Here is a 17,164-nt window from a genome sequence, read left to right as displayed (position 1 = left end):
CCGTCAGAGGGCGGTCCGCAGCGACCACAGCTCAGGAAAGCACCGCTTGGTCAGGGTCGTGGCCAGATAGGCCGCCCCTTCCGTTCCGCCCGTCCCACGGCGCCGGCCGATGATGCGCTCGACCGTGACGACGTGCTTATGTCGCCAGGTCAGCAGGGCGTCGTCCAGGTCGACCAGCTTCTCGGCCAGCTGATACAGGGCCCACCAGCGCTCTGTGTCCCGATAGACCTCGAGCCAAGCCGCCTCTACCGCCTCGGACGGTTCATAGGGCTGGGTCACGTCGCGGTTCAGCACGGCCTGCGGCACCGGCAGGCCGGCCTTGGCCAACTGGGCCAGGGCGTCGTCATACAGACTGGGCGACGCGATCGCCGCCTCCAGCGCCGCATGGGCCTGGGGTCGGTCCACATGGAACTTCAGGAAGGCGGGGTCCTTCAGCCCCAGCATGGCCTCGAAGCGACGGAACTGGTCGCTCTGGAAACCGGAGGACGCGCCCAGCACGCCCCGGAACCGCAGATAGTCGGCCGGGGTCATGGTCGCCAGAATGTCCCAGCTCTGGGTCATCACCGCCTGGATGCGGCTGACCCGCGCCAGGCTCTTATAGGCGGGGACCAGGTCGCCGGCCCGCACCAGGGTCTGGGCCAGGGCCACTTCGTGCAGCATCTGCTTCAGCCACAACTCCTTGGTCTGGTGGATGACGACGAAGAGCATTTCGTCGTGCTGATCCGACAGCGGATGCTGGGTCGAAAGCAGATCGTCCAACGCCAGATAGCCGGCGTAGGTCATGTCGCGGGATTGGGTCATGCGCCGCTATCGCCCGCGGCCGGGAAAGGCGCAAGTCCGCCTATTGCTGACCCTGGCCCGACACATTGGCGGCCATCTGGCGGCCAGCGTCGAAGGCGTCGCGCGCGCCCTTATAGATGAAGCCGTAGGTCGGATAGACGGTCGTGCCCAGGCCGTTGATCGGATTGTACCAGACCTTGACCTGGGACCAGTCGTTGGCGGGCGAGACGTCCACGACGGTGACGTTTTCCTCGACCTTGCCGCGGCTGCCGCCCCAGTTGGCGTGGGTCACGCGCACCACCCGGTCGGTCAGAATGTCGGAAACGACGGCGACATGGCCGCGGCTCATACGGCCTTCGGGGCGGAAGACCAGGACCGAACCGGTCTCGGGGGCCTTGCCCGTGCGGAACTTCTCGGCGGCTTGACGCCACCAGGTCCAGGCGTCGCCGAAGATGTTGATGCCCGAGAACATGCGGGCGAAGGTCACGCACTGCCAGTAGGGCTCGTCAGCCTTTGCATGGGAGGGAACTGCGCCCAATGCAAAAAAACCGAGGGTCGCCGCAACCGCGGCGGCTTTGAGCCGTTTTGTCATGCTGAGGCCGTATCCCGACTGCCGATGGTGTTTTTAGAACACAGGCTCTCAGGATTCGACAACCGTTTTCGACATACCGCCGTCAGGCGACGGATGATGTGCCGTGGCGCTTGACACGGGTTCGCGTCGCTTAGTCAACCCCCTCAAAGCCTGTCGCGCCGGGCGTTCGACCAGGTGATAGGAGACAGCGGCGACGACCGGTAAAAGGGCCAGAATCGCCAGCCACACGAAAATTTGAAGTTGCTTGTCTGGAGCCTCTGTCAGCTTCGCCGCCAGACCTACGGCCAGCAGATTCCATGGCACGCAGACCATATAGACCGAATAGCTGATCTCCCCCAGATAGACGGCCGGGCGCGAGGCCAGCCAGCCGGCCCTCGCATTGGGCAAGGCGGCCAGGGCGAGGATCAGAGCGCCGGCGCACAGGACAGTGATCCCATCCCACAGCCCCAGGGCCGCACTGCCCATCATCAGGACGAAGGCGATCGCCGCGCCTGCCCCCGCCGCCGGGGCGGACAGCTGCGCCCCGGCCTTGCGATAGACCAGATAGAGGGCGCACCCCAGGGCGAAACAGGGGACGATCCGAAGAGCGCCCCAGCGAATGGTGGCCTCCGTCAGGGGAAAGCCCGCCGTCTGTTCGAACACGAAATAGAGCACCGTCAGAAAGGCCGCCGTTCCCACCACGGCCGCGACCGGCTTGTCGCGCAGACGCCAGAAGACGAAGGCGAACAGGGGAAAGCACAGATAGGCGAACCATTCCGCCGAGATCGACCAGGACGGATGGTTCCAACCGGCCACCGGCGCCAGACCCCAGGCGTGGAGCATCAGCAGATTGGCGGGAAGCGACGACCAGGACAGGACGTTGGCGTCCACGCTCATTCCCGCGATCAGGGCCGCCGCCGCCAGCCCGCCGACCCCGATCAGGGTGGCGAGATGCAGCGGATAGACCCGGGCGATCCGCGCCCACAGGAAGCCGCGATAGGAAAACCGCTTCTCGCCCGCCGCCTGAAGATAGACGTGGCTCAGAATGAAGCCGGACAGGACGAAGAACAGTTCGACGCCCAGATAGCCTTTGGCGACCACGGCCGTCTGCGGCGCCCCGGCCAGATTGGGCCAGAAGGTGTAGACGGCGACCCACAGGGCTGCGGCGAACCGCAGGGCGGTCAGGGGACGAAGGTCGGCAGGCGTCTGAACCGGGGTCATGGTCTCACCTTGGCACGTCAGGCTTTGCGAACCATGAAGGGCGCAAGAACGGCGCCTGCCGCCTTTTGCCCCGACCGGAGCCCTAGCCGACCCATGCCCCGTGGAAGCCGGCCGGCAGGGCGAAGTCCGCAGCCCAGCTGACCACCGGACCCTCCTCGATCCGGGCGGCGTCGAACACATGCAGTTCGGTGCGACCGGCGTCCAGATTGACGGAGGGTCCGATCAGCCAGGCGTCCCGCTCGGTTGTCACGCCGGGCTTGGGCGCGAACAGCACCTCTTCAACGACCTGATGGCGGCCGAAGGTGAAGCCTTCGGATCGACCCGTCTCCCAGTCCTGCAAGGCCAGGCCGGTGGGCAGAGGCCGACCGCGCGTTTCTCCGCCCGTATGGACGGTCAGGCGGCGCCTCAGCCCCCGACGGCGCGGATCGCTTTGGGGAAACTCCCCGACCGCGTTGGAGCGCGTCATTTCGGCCCGCCCGTCAGGTCGAAGGGTGATCAAGGCCAGGGTCGCCGGATCCCCTGGAACTGTGCCCTGCCCCTCCACCAGCACCCTCGCCCCATCGACGGCGAAGCGCGGATCCTCGCCGGCGGCGACGTCGAAGCGAATGGTCCCGTCCGCCTCGGCCCAGGCGTCGCCCAGGTGGAAGTGGAAGAAGCCGGGCAGTTCATAGATCCTCCGCCGGCTCAGATCGTCCTTGTCCAGCACCATGACCTGGGTTCCCGCCTCAGGCCGCCAGACCAGGCCGTTGATGATCGGCGTCGCCTGGGTCTCGAACAGCCAGGGCTGCATCACCAGGATCAGATGCCGGTCCGTCGCCGTGAAATCGTGCATATAGCTGGCGCGCGGCAGACGCAGGACCTCCGCCTGATTCAGTCCCCCGTCGGGATTTAGCCGCCAGATCACCGCCCGATCGCCTGCCGCGCCGACGTTCCAGATCGAGCCGTCCGGTCCTCGACGCGGGTGGGCCTGGAAGGGCATGCCCTTCAGATCGCTCCGCAGGGTGACGAACGCCTGGGTGGACAGGTCGGCGGCGTCCATGGCCAGGGGCGACCCGCCCTCCCACAGGGCCCAGATCCGATCGCCCGCGGGCATGACCCCCGTATTGGCGGCGTTGGCGTCGTCATTGGAGCCGACTCGCGCGCGGGCGTCGCCGCGTGTGCCGAAGCCGGGGGTGACGACGGCGTCCAGCTCCGTCTCGGTTCGGCGCTTCGGCGTATCGGCGAAACGAGCCTCCAGCGTGGCCTGACCGTCCTGAATCCTAAAGGCCCGCATCAGGCCGTCGCCGTCGAACCAGTGGGTCGCCGATCCGCCCGGCCGACGGAAGCGCCCCGGCCCATTGCGATAAAGCACGCCCTCCAGACCCGCCGGCGCGCGGCCGTGGATCAGGCGCAGGGCGTGACGGGGCGCGTCGGCCTCGACATCGCGCGTCGCCAGGGCCCAGTCGGCCTTCAGTTCGGCGACGGCGTTCAAGGCGGCGGCCGCGCGCGTCATTTCGGGTGTGGCCACGGCGGCGGACAGGGCGGCGGCGCCCATCAGAAAGGCGCGGCGGGAGGGGATCATGATCAGGCTCTTGAAGTTGAAAACGGCAGGTCGGCGGCGGGATCTATTTCAGCGTAATCGTCTGTTCGACCGACCCGGCCGCCGGGAAGCGGGCGCGGTCCCAGGAGGCCGGGCCCATATTGCCGACCGCATTGTTGGAGAAGGCGAAGGGCTCGGTCGGCATGCCGAAGGGATTGGTGTTCATCCGCCCGTCTGCGTTCAGATCGTGGAAGGCGCGCACCGCATAGTCGCCGTCGGGCAGGTCGTCGAAGGTGACGCGGGTCTCACCTGCTGCGGCGTCCAGCTGGGCCGCCTTGACCGGTCGGCCCGCCTGATAGGCCTCGGCGCTGTCGAAGACGGCGACCATGATCCGGCCTTCTGCGGCCGCGTCCGGAAAGACGATGGTCAGGTCGGCGGCGAAGGCGGGCGCGGCGGCGAGAGCGGCGACGGCGGCGGAAAGGATGAGGGCGGAGAACTTCACGGCGGCGATCCTGTCGGGGTGAGAACCGACGGCCGGCTCTCGATGACCGAACCGTGCCGCCCGTCAGCCGCCGCCGCCAGCGGACTTGCGGCGCTGGACAGCCGGTTTTCGCCAGTGACCGTGCGCCGCCGCCGGCGAAGCGTGAACGCCCACGTCGGATCCGCCGCGCAAAGAAAAAGGCCCGGAACCTGGGTTCCGGGCCTGTCTCTGTGTGTGCTTGCAAACCCGGACCTAGTCCAGGGTGCGCTTGATCTCTTCGACCGTGAAGCACTCGATGTAGTCGCCTTCCTTGATGTCCTGGAAGCCCTGGAACTGCATGCCGCACTCCTGGCCCGAGGGCACCTCGTTGACCTCGTCCTTGAAGCGTTTGAGCGTGTTGAGCACGCCCAGCTCCAGCACCACCACGTCTTCGCGGATGATGCGGACGCGGGCCCCCTTGCGCACGACGCCTTCGGTGACGCGGCAGCCGGCGATCTTGCCGACCTTGGAGATGTCGAAGACCTGAAGCACCTGGGCGTTGCCCAGGAAGGTTTCGCGTTGCAGCGGCGCCAGCATGCCCGAGAGCACGCCTTTCATGTCGTCCAGCAGGTCGTAGATGATCGAATAGTAGCGGATCTCGACCCCCTCGCGGTCGGCCAGATCGCGCGCCTGTTTCGAGGCCCGGACGTTGAAGCCGAGGATCGGCGCCCCGGCCGACTTGGCCAGGTTGACGTCGCTCTCGGTTATGCCGCCGGCGCCGGAATAGACGATGCGGGCGCGGACCTCGTCGTTGCCCATCTTCTCCAGCGAGGCGGCGATGGCTTCGCCCGAACCCTGGACGTCGGCCTTGATGACCACCGGCAGCTCGTTGATCTTCTTGGAGCCCAGCTTGGCCATCATGTCGACCAGCGAGACCGAGCCGCCCGAAACCTGGGCCTTTTCGCGCTTCACCCGCTGACGATATTCGGTCAGCTCGCGAGCGCGGGCCTCGGAATCCACCACGGCGAAGACGTCGCCCGGCGACGGCGCCTCGTCCAGACCCAGGATCTCGACCGGGACGGAGGGGCCGGCGTCGGCCAGCTGTTCGTTGCGTTCGTTCAGCAGGGCGCGAACCTTGCCCCAGGCGCCGCCGGCCACGACGATGTCGCCGCGCTTCAGCGTGCCGCGCTTGACCAGGACGGTGCCGACGGGGCCGCGGCCCTTGTCCAGCTTGGCCTCGATGACCACGCCCTCGGCCGAACGGTCGGGGTTGGCGCGCAGGTCCATGACCTCGGCCTGGACCAGGATGGCCTCCAGGAGGCCGTCCAGGTTCATCCGCTCCTTGGCGGAGACCTCGATGATCTGGGTGTCGCCGCCCAGGCTCTCGGCGATGACTTCGTACTGCAGCAGTTCGTTGACGACCTTCTGCGAAGTAGCGCCGGGCTTGTCCATCTTGTTGACGGCGACGATCAGGGGGGCCTCGGCCGCCTTGGCGTGCTGGATGGCCTCGATCGTCTGGGGCATGACGCCGTCGTCGGCGGCCACGACCAGAACCACGATGTCGGTCACATTGGCGCCGCGCGCCCGCATGGCCGAGAAGGCGGCGTGGCCGGGGGTGTCCAGGAAGGTGACCTTCTGGCCGTCTTCCAGACGCACCTGATAGGCGCCGATATGCTGGGTGATGCCGCCGGCTTCGCCGCCCGCCACATCGGTGGTGCGCAGCGCGTCCAGCAGCGAGGTCTTGCCGTGGTCGACGTGGCCCATGATGGCCACGACCGGGGCGCGGGTCTCGGTGGCGCCCTCGTCGTCCGCCTCGGCGATGAAGCCGGTCTCGACGTCGGATTCGGACACGCGCTTGACCGCCATGCCGAACTCCTCGGCCACCAGTTCGGCGGTGTCGGAATCGATCACGTCGTTGATCTTCATCATCATGCCCTGCTTCATCAGGAACTTAATGATGTCGACGCCGCGCACGGCCATCCGGTTGGACAGCTCCTGCACGGTGATGACGTCGGGGATGACCACTTCACGCGGACGGTTCGGCGCGTCGGTCGATCCGCCCTTGCGCTTTTCCTTCTCGCGTTCACGGGCGCGGCGGACCGAGGCCAGCGAGCGCATCCGCTCGGCGGCGTCGCCGTCGCCGACCACGGACTGGATGGTCATCCGGCCTTCGCGGCGCTTGGGTTCGCCGCGGGTGCGGCTGACCGCCTTGCCGGCGTCGGAGAAACGCTTCTCACGATCGTCGTCGCGACCCACGGGACGGCCGAAGCCGGCGCCGGGCGCGCGGCTGGGACGGGCCACTTCGGGGGTGGCGGGCGGGGCGTTCGGAGCCGCTCGGCCGCCGGGGCCGGTGCGCGGGCCGCCGGGACGGGCGGCGCCGGGAGCCGGGCGGGGGTTCAGGGCCGAATAGCGGACCGGCTCGGCCGGCTTGGCGCCCTGGGGACGCTGGCCGCCGGGGCCGGGGCGGCCGCCCTGGGGACGGTCGCCTTGCGGACGCTCGGACGACTGGGGACGATCTGAATAGGACCGGTCGCCGCCGCCCATGGCCTGTTCGCGGGCCGAACGGCCGCCGAAGGCGGGGCGTTCCGGCGCCGCACGCTGCGGATTGCCGGGCTTGGGCGCGCGTTGGCCGAAGTTGACGGTCGGACGCGCCGGGGCGGCGGGACGGGCAGGCGCCGGCGTCGGAGCGACCGGCGCCGGGGCGGGCGCGGACGCAGCCGGCGTCGGAGCTGGGGTCGGCTTGGGCGCAGTCTTGACCGGCTGAGGCGCGGCGGCGGCCAATTTGGCGGCCTCGGCGCGGGCGGCCTCGGCTGCGGCCTTGGCGGCGGCGGCCTCTTCGCGCGCGGCCTGGGCGGCGCGTTCATTGGCGGCGGCGCGCTCACGCTCGGCGGCTTCGCGCGCGGCCTTTTCAGCGGCGGCGGCGCGTTCGCGTTCGGCGTTGGCCTGGGTCGCCAGGGCGATGGCGCGGCGACGGGCCTCCTGCTCCTCAGGCGACAGACCCCCGCCGGCGGGCTGGGCCGGGCGCTGGCCCTGCGGACGCGGCGCCTGTCCCGCCTGCTGCGGGCGAGCGACATCGAAGCCTTGCGGGCGTTGCGGCCCGCCGGCGCCGGGGCGTCGCTTGGTCTCGACCACCACCGTCTTGGATCGGCCATGGCTGAAGCTCTGCTTCACGGTGCCGGTCGAAACCGATCCCGCGGCGCGCGGCTTCAGGCTCAGCGGCGCCCGCGGCCCCGTCTGGGACGGCGTTCCGCCGGTGTTCGAACCCTGGCCTTGGTTGGTCTTGTCGTTTTCGTCGCTCATCCGGTCGCTTTACTTGGGGCGGAAAAGCCCGCCGTCGTCTCAATACCCATAAACGGCCGTGAGCCCGTCTCCGCCCCTGGAGACAGGCCCTCGGCCGCCAAAATCCTCAGCTCGCCCCACCGTGATTAAAATCAGTCGGGGGTGCGCCCGCCGGTCCGTCCTCGACACCGGAAATCTCCCAGTGAAGGGGGCGAAGCGGCCGAAATCCAGCCAGTCGTTCGACCTCTAGGGTCCACCGATCGGCGCGTCCGCCCGCAAGCAGGACGGCGTGTATCGCATTTTCCAGCCCAAGGGCCAAACTCAAATCGTCCGCCGTAAAGGCGCCGCAGACCTTGGCGGTCTGATGGCGGGCCAATGCGAGGATTTTGCCACGGCCGTCGGCGGCCCCGTCGGAGGCCTCGATCACCCAGTCGGCCTTGCCGGCCCGCAGGGCCGCAGCGGACTTTTCGAAGCCTGAGATAAGCACGCCTTCGCGCCGGGCAAGACCCAGCTGGTCCAAACAACGCCGGACCAGCAGCCGCTCGACCAGATCCGCCAGATCGGCCGGCGCGGTCAGCTTCGTCTTTGCGGCGCGCGTGAAGCCGTTCTTCTTGACCGCCGCCTCGACCGAGGCGCGGCTGGCTTCGACCCACAGGCCGCGACCGGGCAGTTTGCGCCCCAGGTCGGGAACCACCTGACCCTCGGGCCCGGCGACGAAACGGATCAGACGAGATTCGTCCATGACCTGGTGGCTGACCAGGTCCCGGCGTTCCCTATCGATCGTCGCGTCGCGCAAGCTCATGAAAGGCCAGGTCTCCCATCACGTGTTCGACGGTTCGGCGTCGTCGGACACCTGGCCTTCGCCACCGGCCTCGCCGAACACCTGGTCGGGATCGTACTCGCCCTCGGCGTAGTCGCCCTCGTCCTCATACTCCGGCTCGGGCTGCGGCAGTTCCGAGGCGTCGATCCAGCCGGCGGCCACACGGGCCTGCAGGATCAGCAGCTCGGCCTCTTCCTGGGCCAGGTTGAAGCTTTCCAGAACACCCGGGACCTTGACCCGTTCGCCGTTCTTCACCTCGTAGCCGCCGCGAATTTCGTCGGTCGCCAGATCGGCCAGATCCTCGACGGTCTTGACCCCGCCTTCGCCCAAGGCGACCGCCATGGCGAGAGTCACGCCCGGCACGTCCAGAACCGCGTCCTCAACGCCGAGTTCAGTGCGCTTGGCGTCCAGTTCGGCGGCCTTCTTGTCCAGATATTCGCGGGCGCGGGTCTGAAGCTCCTCGGCCGTCTCCTCGTCGAAGCCCTCGATTTCCGAGACCTCGTAGGGGTCGACATAGGCCAGGTCTTCCACCGTGGCGAAGCCTTCGGTGACCAGCAGCTGGGCGATGACCTCGTCCACGTCCAGGGCTTCCTGGAACAGGGCGGTGCGCTCGCCGAACTCGCGCTGGCGACGCTCGGAGTCCTGGCTCTCGGTGATGATGTCGATCTGCCAGCCGGTCAGCTGGCTGGCCAGGCGCACGTTCTGGCCGCGACGGCCGATGGCCAGCGACAGCTGTTCGTCGGGCACGACCACTTCCACCCGGCCGGCTTCTTCGTCGAGCACGACCTTGGAGACTTCGGCCGGGGCCAGGGCGTTGACGATGAAGGTGGGCTCGTCCGGGTTCCACTGGATGATGTCGATCTTCTCGCCCTGCAGTTCGGCGACGACCGCCTGAACGCGCGAGCCGCGCATGCCGACGCAGGCGCCCACGGGGTCGATCGAGCTGTCGTTCGACAGGACGGCCATCTTGGCGCGCGAGCCCGAGTCACGGGCGGCGGCGCGGATCTCGATCACCCCGTCATAGACTTCCGGCACTTCCTGGGCGAACAGCTTGGCCATGAAGCCCGGGTGGGCGCGCGACAGCATGACCTGCGGGCCCTTGGCCTCGGGCCGGACGTCGTAGATGTAGGTGCGGATCCGGTCGCCGATGTTGAACACTTCGCGCGGGATGGACTGGTCGCGGCGCATGACGCCCTCGCCCCGGCCCAGGTCGACGATGGTGTTGCCGTATTCGACGCGCTTGACCGTGCCGTTGACGATCTCGCCGACGCGGTCCTTGAACTCTTCGTACTGGTTGGCGCGTTCAGCCTCGCGGACCTTTCCGGTCACGACCTGGCGGGCCATCTGGGTCTGGACGCGGCCGAACTCGAACGGCGGCAGCTGTTCGACATATTCCTTGCCGACCTCGGCCTCGGGGTCGCGCTTCAGGGCGTCGCGCAGACGCACCATGGCGCTGTCGTTGAACTCCTCCAGCTCGTCTTCCGGCTGCCAGTCGTCCTCGACGATGGTGACGTGACGGGTCAGGGACAGTTCGCCGGTCTTGTGGTCGATCTTGGCGCGGATGTCGTGATGGGCGCCGTAACGCGACTTGGCGCCCTTCTGGATCGCCTCCTCGATCGCCTCGATGACGATCTCGCGGTCGATGTTCTTCTCTCTAGCCACGGCCTCGGCGATCTGCAGCAGTTCGAGGCGGTTGGCGGAAATACCGGTGACGGCCATCAGGCTTTGTCCTCAGAAGGGGTCGTGGTGTCGGTGTCAGCGTCGTCGGCTTCCCCTTCGGGCAGGCCGTCGTCTTCAGGTTCGCCGCGAGCGGCGCGGATGGCGGCGCCCCGTTTCATCAGGGCGTCGGTCAGGACCAGCTTGGCGTCGGCCAGCCAGTCGAAGGGGATCAGGGCGGTGTCCTCCTCGCCCTCCAGGTCGATCAGGACATTGCCGTCCTCGAACCCGGCCAGCACGCCCTTGAAGCGTTTGCGGCCCTCGATCATCCGGTCCGTCTCCAGCCGCGCCTCCTCGCCCTCGAACAGGTCGAAGTCGATGGGACGGGTCAGGGGCCGGTCGATGCCGGGAGAGGAGACCTCCAGCAGATATTCGCCGGAGATCGGGTCGGCGGCGTCGAACACCTCCGACACGGCCCGGCTCAGCTTGGCGCATTGCTCCACCGAGATGTCGTGGTCGGACGGGCGTTCGGCCATGATCTGCAGGCGCTGGCGCTTGGAGCCGCTCATCAGACGAACGCGCACGACCTCGAGCCCGAGCGACTCCGCGATCGGGTCGATCAGCTCCAGCAGTTGGCGGTCCTGGGCGGTCTTTGCGCGCAAGCGGCGAATGTCCAAAACAAAAGCGGCGGTCCGTCCGGGCCGCCGCTTTGAACGACGCCGTTGGACGCCGGTCTAACGATGTGGAGCGCCATATAGGCCTTTCACATTCGCTTGTCAGCCCCAATCGGCGCCCACCGACCGCGACAGAGGCGGAAATAGAGGGCGCCGGCCAGAAACCCGCTCGTCAATATGCCGGCCACGCTGGCCGCCAGCATCGCATCCCATGCGGAAAAAATCCCCTCGGAGCCCGGCTCGATCTGAGCTCGGAACATCCAGGGCGCCATCAAAAATCCGACGGCCGGCGCTGACGCGCGGCAGATCAGCGAAACAACGACGTAGGCGCCCGCGCTTGCACATCCGGCTAGGCCCCAGGCCCACCAGGATCGCGCTTGCAGGCTCCGCTCCGCGAGCCAACATCCGACGCCGCCGAACAGGAGGGCGGGGATGAGGCCCCACAGGGTCACAAGAATGAACAGGGCGATGAGGCTGACGACGCCCGAGAAGATTGCGTCGATCGACACGCCGCCGCCTTCGACGCCTCCGGTGAGCGCCTGCGGAATGGAGGCCAGCAAAACACAGGCGAAAAAGGCGATCAGGGAAAGACCCGGCGCGTAGAGGACGCAGGCCGCCAGGTGATGGATGTTTGGTCCGGGACTGCTTCGCTTCATTTCGCATTCCCCGGCGCCCGACACAGCCGACCGAAGAATGCCGCGCTCACCTCAGATTGCAACCTTCCCTACTCGATCAAACTGAGTCGCCCCAGATAATCCATCTTGCCCAACGGCACGCCCGCCTTGCGCAGGATGGCGTAGGCGGTCGTGACGTGGAAATGGAAGTTGGGCAGGACGAAACTGGTCAGATAGCCCAGGCCGTCGAAGTTCATCTCCCGGCTCGGCGTCTTCAGGCGGATCGGCCGGGCCTCAGCGCCGGCGAAGGCGGCGGGGTCGACGCTGTCGATGAAGGCCAGGGTGCGGGCGATCCGGTCCTTCAATTCCGCGAAGGTTGTCTCCGTGTCCGCCATGGAGGGATTGTCGACGCCGGCCAGCCGCGCCACGGCGCCCTTGGCCGTGTCCGAGGCCAGCTGCACCTGGGCGACCAGGGGGCGCATGTCGTCGTGCAGCCGGGCCTGGATCAGGATTGTCTCGTCGAAGCCCTCCGCCAGGGCCTTGTCCAGGAAACCGGACAGATTGGTGAGGCCGCGCGCCAGAACGGGCGTGGCGAAGTCGTAGATCGAGAGGGTCATTCAAGGGCTCCGGTGAAGACGGCCTAAGCTGGTCGGTTCATCGCCGCCGCGCCAGACCGTCATCGACGAAGCCGCCTAGAATTCCTCCCAGCCGTCTTCGGCGGGAGCGGCCTGTTGGGCGGGCGCGGCGCCGCCGCGGCCCAGGGTCTTGAGGGCTTGGACCATTCGATGGGCCGGCTTGGCCGGTGCGGAAGACGCAGGCGCGGGCGCAGGGGCGCGGGCGGGGGCGGCGGCGACCTGGGCCGCTGAGCCGACCTTGAACCGGGCCACCGAGGCCTGGAGCGACTGGGCCTCCTGGGCCAGAGAGTGGCTGGCGGCGGTCGACTGTTCGACCATGGCCGCATTCTGCTGGGTGACCTGGTCCATCTGGTTGACGGCCGTATTGACCTCGGCCAGGCCGATCGCCTGTTCCTGGGCCGAGGCCGCGATTTCCGACACCAGTCCGTCGATCTCGGCGACACGGTCCACGATCCGCTGCAGGGCCTCGCCGGTCTGGCCGACCAGTTTCACCCCCGAACCGACCTGGGTGCTGGAGGTCGAGATCAGGGTCTTGATCTCCTTGGCGGCCTCCGCCGACCGCTGGGCCAGGGCGCGGACCTCGGAGGCCACCACCGCAAAGCCGCGACCGGCCTCGCCCGCACGGGCCGCCTCGACCCCGGCGTTCAGGGCCAGAAGATTGGTCTGGAAGGCGATCTCGTCGATGACCCCGATGATCTGGCTGATCTGGTCCGACGAGCCCTCTATGGCCTGCATGGCCTGGACGGCGTCGCGAACGATGACGCCCGAGGTCTCGGCGTCGCCCTTGGCGGCCTGGACCACGTCCGAGGCCTGGCGCGCGCCCGACGCCGTCTTGTTCACCGTGGCGGTGATCTCGTCCAGAGCCGCCGCCGTCTCCTCCAGCCCCGCAGCCTGCTGTTCGGTGCGCCGCGACAGGTCGTCGGCGGCCTGAGAAATCTCTCCGGCGCCGGAGCGGATGCCGGCGATATTGGCCACCACCACCGAGACCGCCTGTTGCAGCTGGGCGATGGCGGCGTTGAAGTCGGACTTCAGTTGGGCGGCCTTGGGCGCGAACTCGGTGTCGATCCGATAGGTCAGGTCGCCGTCCGCCATGGCCGCCAGACCCCGGCCCAGGGCCTCGATCGTCACCCGGTCGGCTTCGGCCTCCGCTGCCTTCTCGGCCTCGCGGGCGGCCCGCTCCTGCTCGCTCATCGAGCGCTGCGAAAGCGCCTCCGCCGCCAGACGCGCCTTCTCAATGGCGGCGTCGCGGAAGGTCGCGAGCGCCAAGGCCATCTTGCCGATCTCGTCGCCGCGCGCGACGCCCGGAATCTCGGAGGCCGTATCTCCCTCCGCAAGGCCGCGCATCCGCCGCTCGAGCGCCACCACGGGCCCCGACACCGACCGGCCGATGAACCAGCCCGCCGCCCCGACCGCCAGCAACACCAGCAGGGCCATGGAGCCCAGGGCCAGGGCCGACTTGCCCACAGCCGCCGCGATCTGGTCGGTATAGACGCCTGAACCGATCACCCAGCCCCAGGGCGCAAAGCCCTTCACATAGGAGATCTTCGGCGAGGCCCCGTCCTGGTTCGGCTTGGCCCACTGGTAGTGGACGAAGCCCTCGCCGTCCTTCTGCACCACGGCGACGAATTCCTTGAACATCAGCACGCCGTCAGCGTCCTTGTTCTCGCTCAGATCCTTGCCGTTCAGCGCCGGCTTCATCGGGTGCATCACCATGGTGGGATGCATGTCGTTGATCCAGAAATAGTCGTCCTGGCCGTACCGCATGGCCCCGACCGCCGCCTTGGCCGCCGTCTGGGCCTGATCCCGGCTCATCCGTCCGGCCGCCTCCTCGCCCTGGTAATAGGCGACCACGCTGTGGGCGATCTCGACGGACTTTTTAGTGCGGTCGGCGATGTCGTCACGCATGACCGCATCCAGCCGGAAAAGGGCCAAGGCCGTCACCACCAAAAGGCCCACCACCGTCACAAGCGCCAGCAGATTAATCCGCCCGCCGATCGTCAAAGCCTTCATGGTTGTTTCCCTAAGCATCGGACCATGCCTAAAGAACGAGGTTAAACGGGGGGCTATGAGGGGGCTAGGTAGATACCCTTATGCGACAATCAGCCCCGCACAAGTTCCCTCAGGCCGCCTTCTGATATTCCAGGAAGATCGGCGCGGTGTCGCCCAGTCGCTTTTCCTCATAGCGGGTGATCACATGGTCCGACGGGGCGACATGCCAGTCGGCCTCGGCCGCTCCGATCCGCTTCAGCCCCGGCGCCCTCTCCAATCGCTCCAGCGTCCATTCCGCATAGTCCCGCCAGTCGGTGACGAACCGCAGCGTCCCGCCGGGCTTCAGAATGCGGGCGAAGGCCTGGGCCGTCTCGTCCTGCAACAGGCGGCGCTTGTTGTGCCGGGCCTTGTGCCAGGGATCGGGAAACAGGATCAGCACCCGATCGACCGAGGCGTCGGGAAGGGCCTCGACCAGGTCGCGCGCGTCGTCGGCGTGGATGCGGACGTTCTCCAGCCCGCCTTCCTCGACATGGCGCAGGGCCGAGGCGACCCCGTTCAGAAAGGGTTCGCAGCCGATCACCAGGACGTCCGGCCGCCGCGCCGCCTGGGCCGCCATATGTTCGCCCCCGCCGAATCCGATCTCCAGCCAGACCTCGGCGGCCTCGGGCATCATCCTCAGGGGGTTCACCGGCCCCGCCTTCGGGTCCGGCGTGGCGATCCGGGGGAGCAGGGTCTCCATCAGGGCGGCCTGACGCGGCTTGATGGGTCGGGCCTTGATACGGCCGAACGACCGCAGCGGCCGCTCCAGATGCGGATTGTCGTCCTCGGGGGGCAGGTCGGGCTTCATCCGCCTGCCGTTAGCCGTCCGGAACCCCGGCGTCCATAAGCGACGCCTCAGCGCGTGGCGCCCGGCTTCCACTTGACGTCATTGGCGCCGTTGGCGTTGGCGCGGCGCCCGGCGACGAACAGATGGTCCGACAGCCGGTTCAGATAGCGCAGGGCCGCGCCGTTGACCGCCTGCCCCGCCTCGACCAGACGCACGGCGTCCCGCTCGGCGCGACGGCACACGGTGCGCGCCACATGCAGATGGGCCGACAAGGGCGAACCGCCGGGCAGGATGAAACTGTCCAGCGGCTTCAGGCTCTCGTTCATCCAGTCGATCTCCTGTTCCAGCCGCTCGACCTGGCTGTCCAGAATTCGCAGCGCCTCCCAGGCTGGGGGCGGGTCCAGCGGCGTGGCCAGATCGGCCCCCAAATCGAACAATTCGTTCTGAATCCGCCCCAGCATGGCGTCGATCCGGTCGTTCTGGCCGCTGCTGAGCCGGGCCACCCCCAGGACGGCGTTCAGCTCATCCACCGCCCCATAGGCCTGGACCCGCAGATCGGTCTTGGACACCGGCGCGCCCGAGGCCAGCCGCGTCAGGCCCTCGTCCCCGGTCTTGGTGTAGATCTTGTTCAGCGTCACCATGGACGACCCCCGCTCAAGACGCCGTCGCCTTCCACAGCATGCCGATCACCAGAAGCAGGACCGCCAAGGCCTGCAATCCGACCCGCCAGCGCATCAGCCGGTTGGAATGGCTGCGCGCATAGGCGCCGCCGCGAAACAGAGAATACAGCCCCAGGCCCAGCGTCACCGTCACGGCGGCGATGGCGAGGAGGATCAGAATGTCCAGCATCTGCATGGACATCCTTTTAGGCGTGTCGCGCTTCCGGCGCCAGCATCGGTCGAATTGGCCGCCAGCTAAGCCATTGGTGACGATTTGTGGTGCAAGGTGCCGGGCATGACCGATCGCGCCGTCCGAAATCTCGATCACCTGAGGGGCTCGGCCTCCACCGCCCGCGTGCTGAACCTGCTGAAGGTGTGGGAAGAGAACGGCGACAGCCGGGCAGACGGCGCCCTGCGCAATCCCGACTGGGCCGCACGCCCGATCTTCCGCACCCCGGTGCTGAACCGATCCCTGATCATCAAACACCGGCTCCGACGCAACGAGACGGACCTGTTCACCGGCCGTCGCCATGTGGCGACCAAGGTGATCATTCCGATCGACGACGAGGATCTGAAGACCGGCGGCCGCTATGTCTTCGTCAATCAGATCGGCTTCGAACGGATGATGATGGAATCGTTCGGCGTCCCCGCGACCCACGCGGACATCGTCACCCTGCGCCAGATCGACCGCCTGCCGTCGCTCGACCCCTTTTTGCTTCGCGAACAGCTGCGCCGGTGCGGCCTGGAGCCGGCGCCCTGCTATTTCTCGATCAGCGAGAGCGATCTTCAGCGGATGACCACCTTCGTCCGGGGCGAGATCGAACCCCTGGTCAGCCTCAGCCTGGGCGCAGGCAACAGCGAAGCCGCCGATTCAGCGGCGCGGATGACGGCCAAGATCCTGTCCAACACCCCTGGCGACCAGCTGGAGGCCCTGCGCGAGACCCTGCGTCTGGCCCCGGAACAGTATCAGGAAGGGGTCTTCTGCTGGAAAGGCTTCCTCTACTACAAATGGACCCTGTCGACCCTGCTGGGCGAGGTGGCGGCCGTCGCCGAGGCGGTGCGCACCATCAAGCCGGTCGGTAAGGTCGATCGACAGGCCCGCGAATATCTGGACCGCAGCCGCGCCGTCCTGCGGGGCCGCATCATTCGCACCTGCGACGAGGTCAGCCGCACCCTCAGCGTCTATGACGACGCCTACGCCCGGCTGACGCGCGAGGGCAAACCCATCGCCTTCCGCGACTTCCTGCTGGACGCCCCGTCGATGTTCGCCCGCCTGGGCGACCAGCTGGGCGCGGTCCAGCACATCGTCAGCTATTGGCGTTTCCGCTTCGGCGCTGGCGCCCATCCGGCGGGGGTGGCCGAGCTGCTGGACATTTTCATGGACTTTGAAACCGGCCTTCTGGGGCGCGGCGAAAGCCCCGACGACATCATCGTCCTGGCGGCCTGAACGCCGCCGCGCCG

Annotated in this window: 16 protein-coding genes; 1 reads left to right on the top strand and 15 read right to left on the bottom strand. The window is 67.9% G+C overall.

Annotation, left to right across the window (positions count from 1 at the left end; translation table 11 throughout):
- Window positions 1–3: 3 nt before the first annotated feature.
- The 15 genes from ACW178_RS03195 to ACW178_RS03125 form a co-directional block, all read right to left on the bottom strand.
- Entirely contained in the window at window positions 4–801 is a 798-nt protein-coding gene (locus tag ACW178_RS03195; RefSeq protein WP_054764490.1) for a tryptophan 2,3-dioxygenase, read from the bottom strand.
- 40 nt (window positions 802–841) lie between these two features.
- The gene (locus ACW178_RS03190; RefSeq protein WP_231681390.1) at window positions 842–1,267 is read right to left on the bottom strand and encodes a CHAP domain-containing protein; all 426 of its coding nucleotides are present in this window, start codon (window positions 1,265–1,267) and stop codon (window positions 842–844) included.
- Window positions 1,268–1,420: 153 nt separating this feature from the next.
- Window positions 1,421–2,572 (bottom strand): acyltransferase family protein, encoded by a 1,152-nt coding sequence (locus ACW178_RS03185; protein WP_287106205.1) that lies wholly within the window; start codon window positions 2,570–2,572, stop codon window positions 1,421–1,423.
- Window positions 2,573–2,654: 82 nt separating this feature from the next.
- Window positions 2,655–4,133, bottom strand: coding sequence for a carotenoid oxygenase family protein (locus ACW178_RS03180; protein WP_287106203.1), 1,479 nt, complete (start codon window positions 4,131–4,133; stop codon window positions 2,655–2,657).
- A 43-nt stretch (window positions 4,134–4,176) separates the two neighbouring features.
- The gene (locus ACW178_RS03175; protein WP_197273341.1) at window positions 4,177–4,593 is read right to left on the bottom strand and encodes a DUF2141 domain-containing protein; all 417 of its coding nucleotides are present in this window, start codon (window positions 4,591–4,593) and stop codon (window positions 4,177–4,179) included.
- A 231-nt stretch (window positions 4,594–4,824) separates the two neighbouring features.
- Window positions 4,825–7,851 (bottom strand): translation initiation factor IF-2, encoded by a 3,027-nt coding sequence (infB, locus tag ACW178_RS03170; protein ID WP_492024850.1) that lies wholly within the window; start codon window positions 7,849–7,851, stop codon window positions 4,825–4,827.
- A gap of 106 nt (window positions 7,852–7,957) precedes the next feature.
- Complete coding sequence (locus ACW178_RS03165) at window positions 7,958–8,632, bottom strand: RNA-binding protein (RefSeq protein WP_054764484.1); 675 nt, start codon at window positions 8,630–8,632, stop codon at window positions 7,958–7,960.
- 18 nt (window positions 8,633–8,650) lie between these two features.
- On the bottom strand, window positions 8,651–10,369 hold the full coding sequence (nusA, locus tag ACW178_RS03160) for a transcription termination factor NusA (protein WP_191554837.1): 1,719 nt from the start codon (window positions 10,367–10,369) through the stop codon (window positions 8,651–8,653).
- A complete protein-coding gene (gene rimP / locus ACW178_RS03155; RefSeq protein WP_191554836.1) occupies window positions 10,369–10,968 on the bottom strand; it encodes a ribosome maturation factor RimP in 600 nt (199 codons plus the stop codon). The genes nusA and rimP overlap by 1 nt, the downstream gene beginning before the upstream one ends.
- Window positions 10,969–11,069: 101 nt before the next feature.
- Window positions 11,070–11,660 (bottom strand): hypothetical protein, encoded by a 591-nt coding sequence (locus ACW178_RS03150; RefSeq protein ID WP_492024849.1) that lies wholly within the window; start codon window positions 11,658–11,660, stop codon window positions 11,070–11,072.
- A gap of 44 nt (window positions 11,661–11,704) precedes the next feature.
- Window positions 11,705–12,211 (bottom strand): DUF1993 domain-containing protein, encoded by a 507-nt coding sequence (locus tag ACW178_RS03145; protein WP_287106612.1) that lies wholly within the window; start codon window positions 12,209–12,211, stop codon window positions 11,705–11,707.
- Window positions 12,212–12,286: 75 nt separating this feature from the next.
- Entirely contained in the window at window positions 12,287–14,239 is a 1,953-nt protein-coding gene (locus ACW178_RS03140; protein WP_287106614.1) for a methyl-accepting chemotaxis protein, read from the bottom strand.
- A gap of 109 nt (window positions 14,240–14,348) precedes the next feature.
- Window positions 14,349–15,065: a tRNA (guanosine(46)-N7)-methyltransferase TrmB gene (gene trmB / locus ACW178_RS03135; protein ID WP_287106616.1), complete on the bottom strand. Its 717-nt coding sequence runs from the start codon at window positions 15,063–15,065 to the stop codon at window positions 14,349–14,351.
- Window positions 15,066–15,112: 47 nt separating this feature from the next.
- Window positions 15,113–15,685, bottom strand: coding sequence for a cob(I)yrinic acid a,c-diamide adenosyltransferase (locus ACW178_RS03130; RefSeq protein ID WP_054764479.1), 573 nt, complete (start codon window positions 15,683–15,685; stop codon window positions 15,113–15,115).
- A gap of 13 nt (window positions 15,686–15,698) precedes the next feature.
- Window positions 15,699–15,899: a twin transmembrane helix small protein gene (locus ACW178_RS03125; RefSeq protein ID WP_054764478.1), complete on the bottom strand. Its 201-nt coding sequence runs from the start codon at window positions 15,897–15,899 to the stop codon at window positions 15,699–15,701.
- Window positions 15,900–15,998: 99 nt separating this feature from the next.
- Here ACW178_RS03125 and ACW178_RS03120 point away from each other — a divergent pair, with 99 nt between their 5' ends.
- On the top strand, window positions 15,999–17,150 hold the full coding sequence (locus ACW178_RS03120) for a hypothetical protein (protein ID WP_152949311.1): 1,152 nt from the start codon (window positions 15,999–16,001) through the stop codon (window positions 17,148–17,150).
- The last annotated feature ends 14 nt before the right edge of the window (window positions 17,151–17,164 follow it).

Source organism: Brevundimonas sp. AVps4 (assembly GCF_058681525.1).
This window is presented reverse-complemented; position numbering and strand designations above follow the sequence as displayed.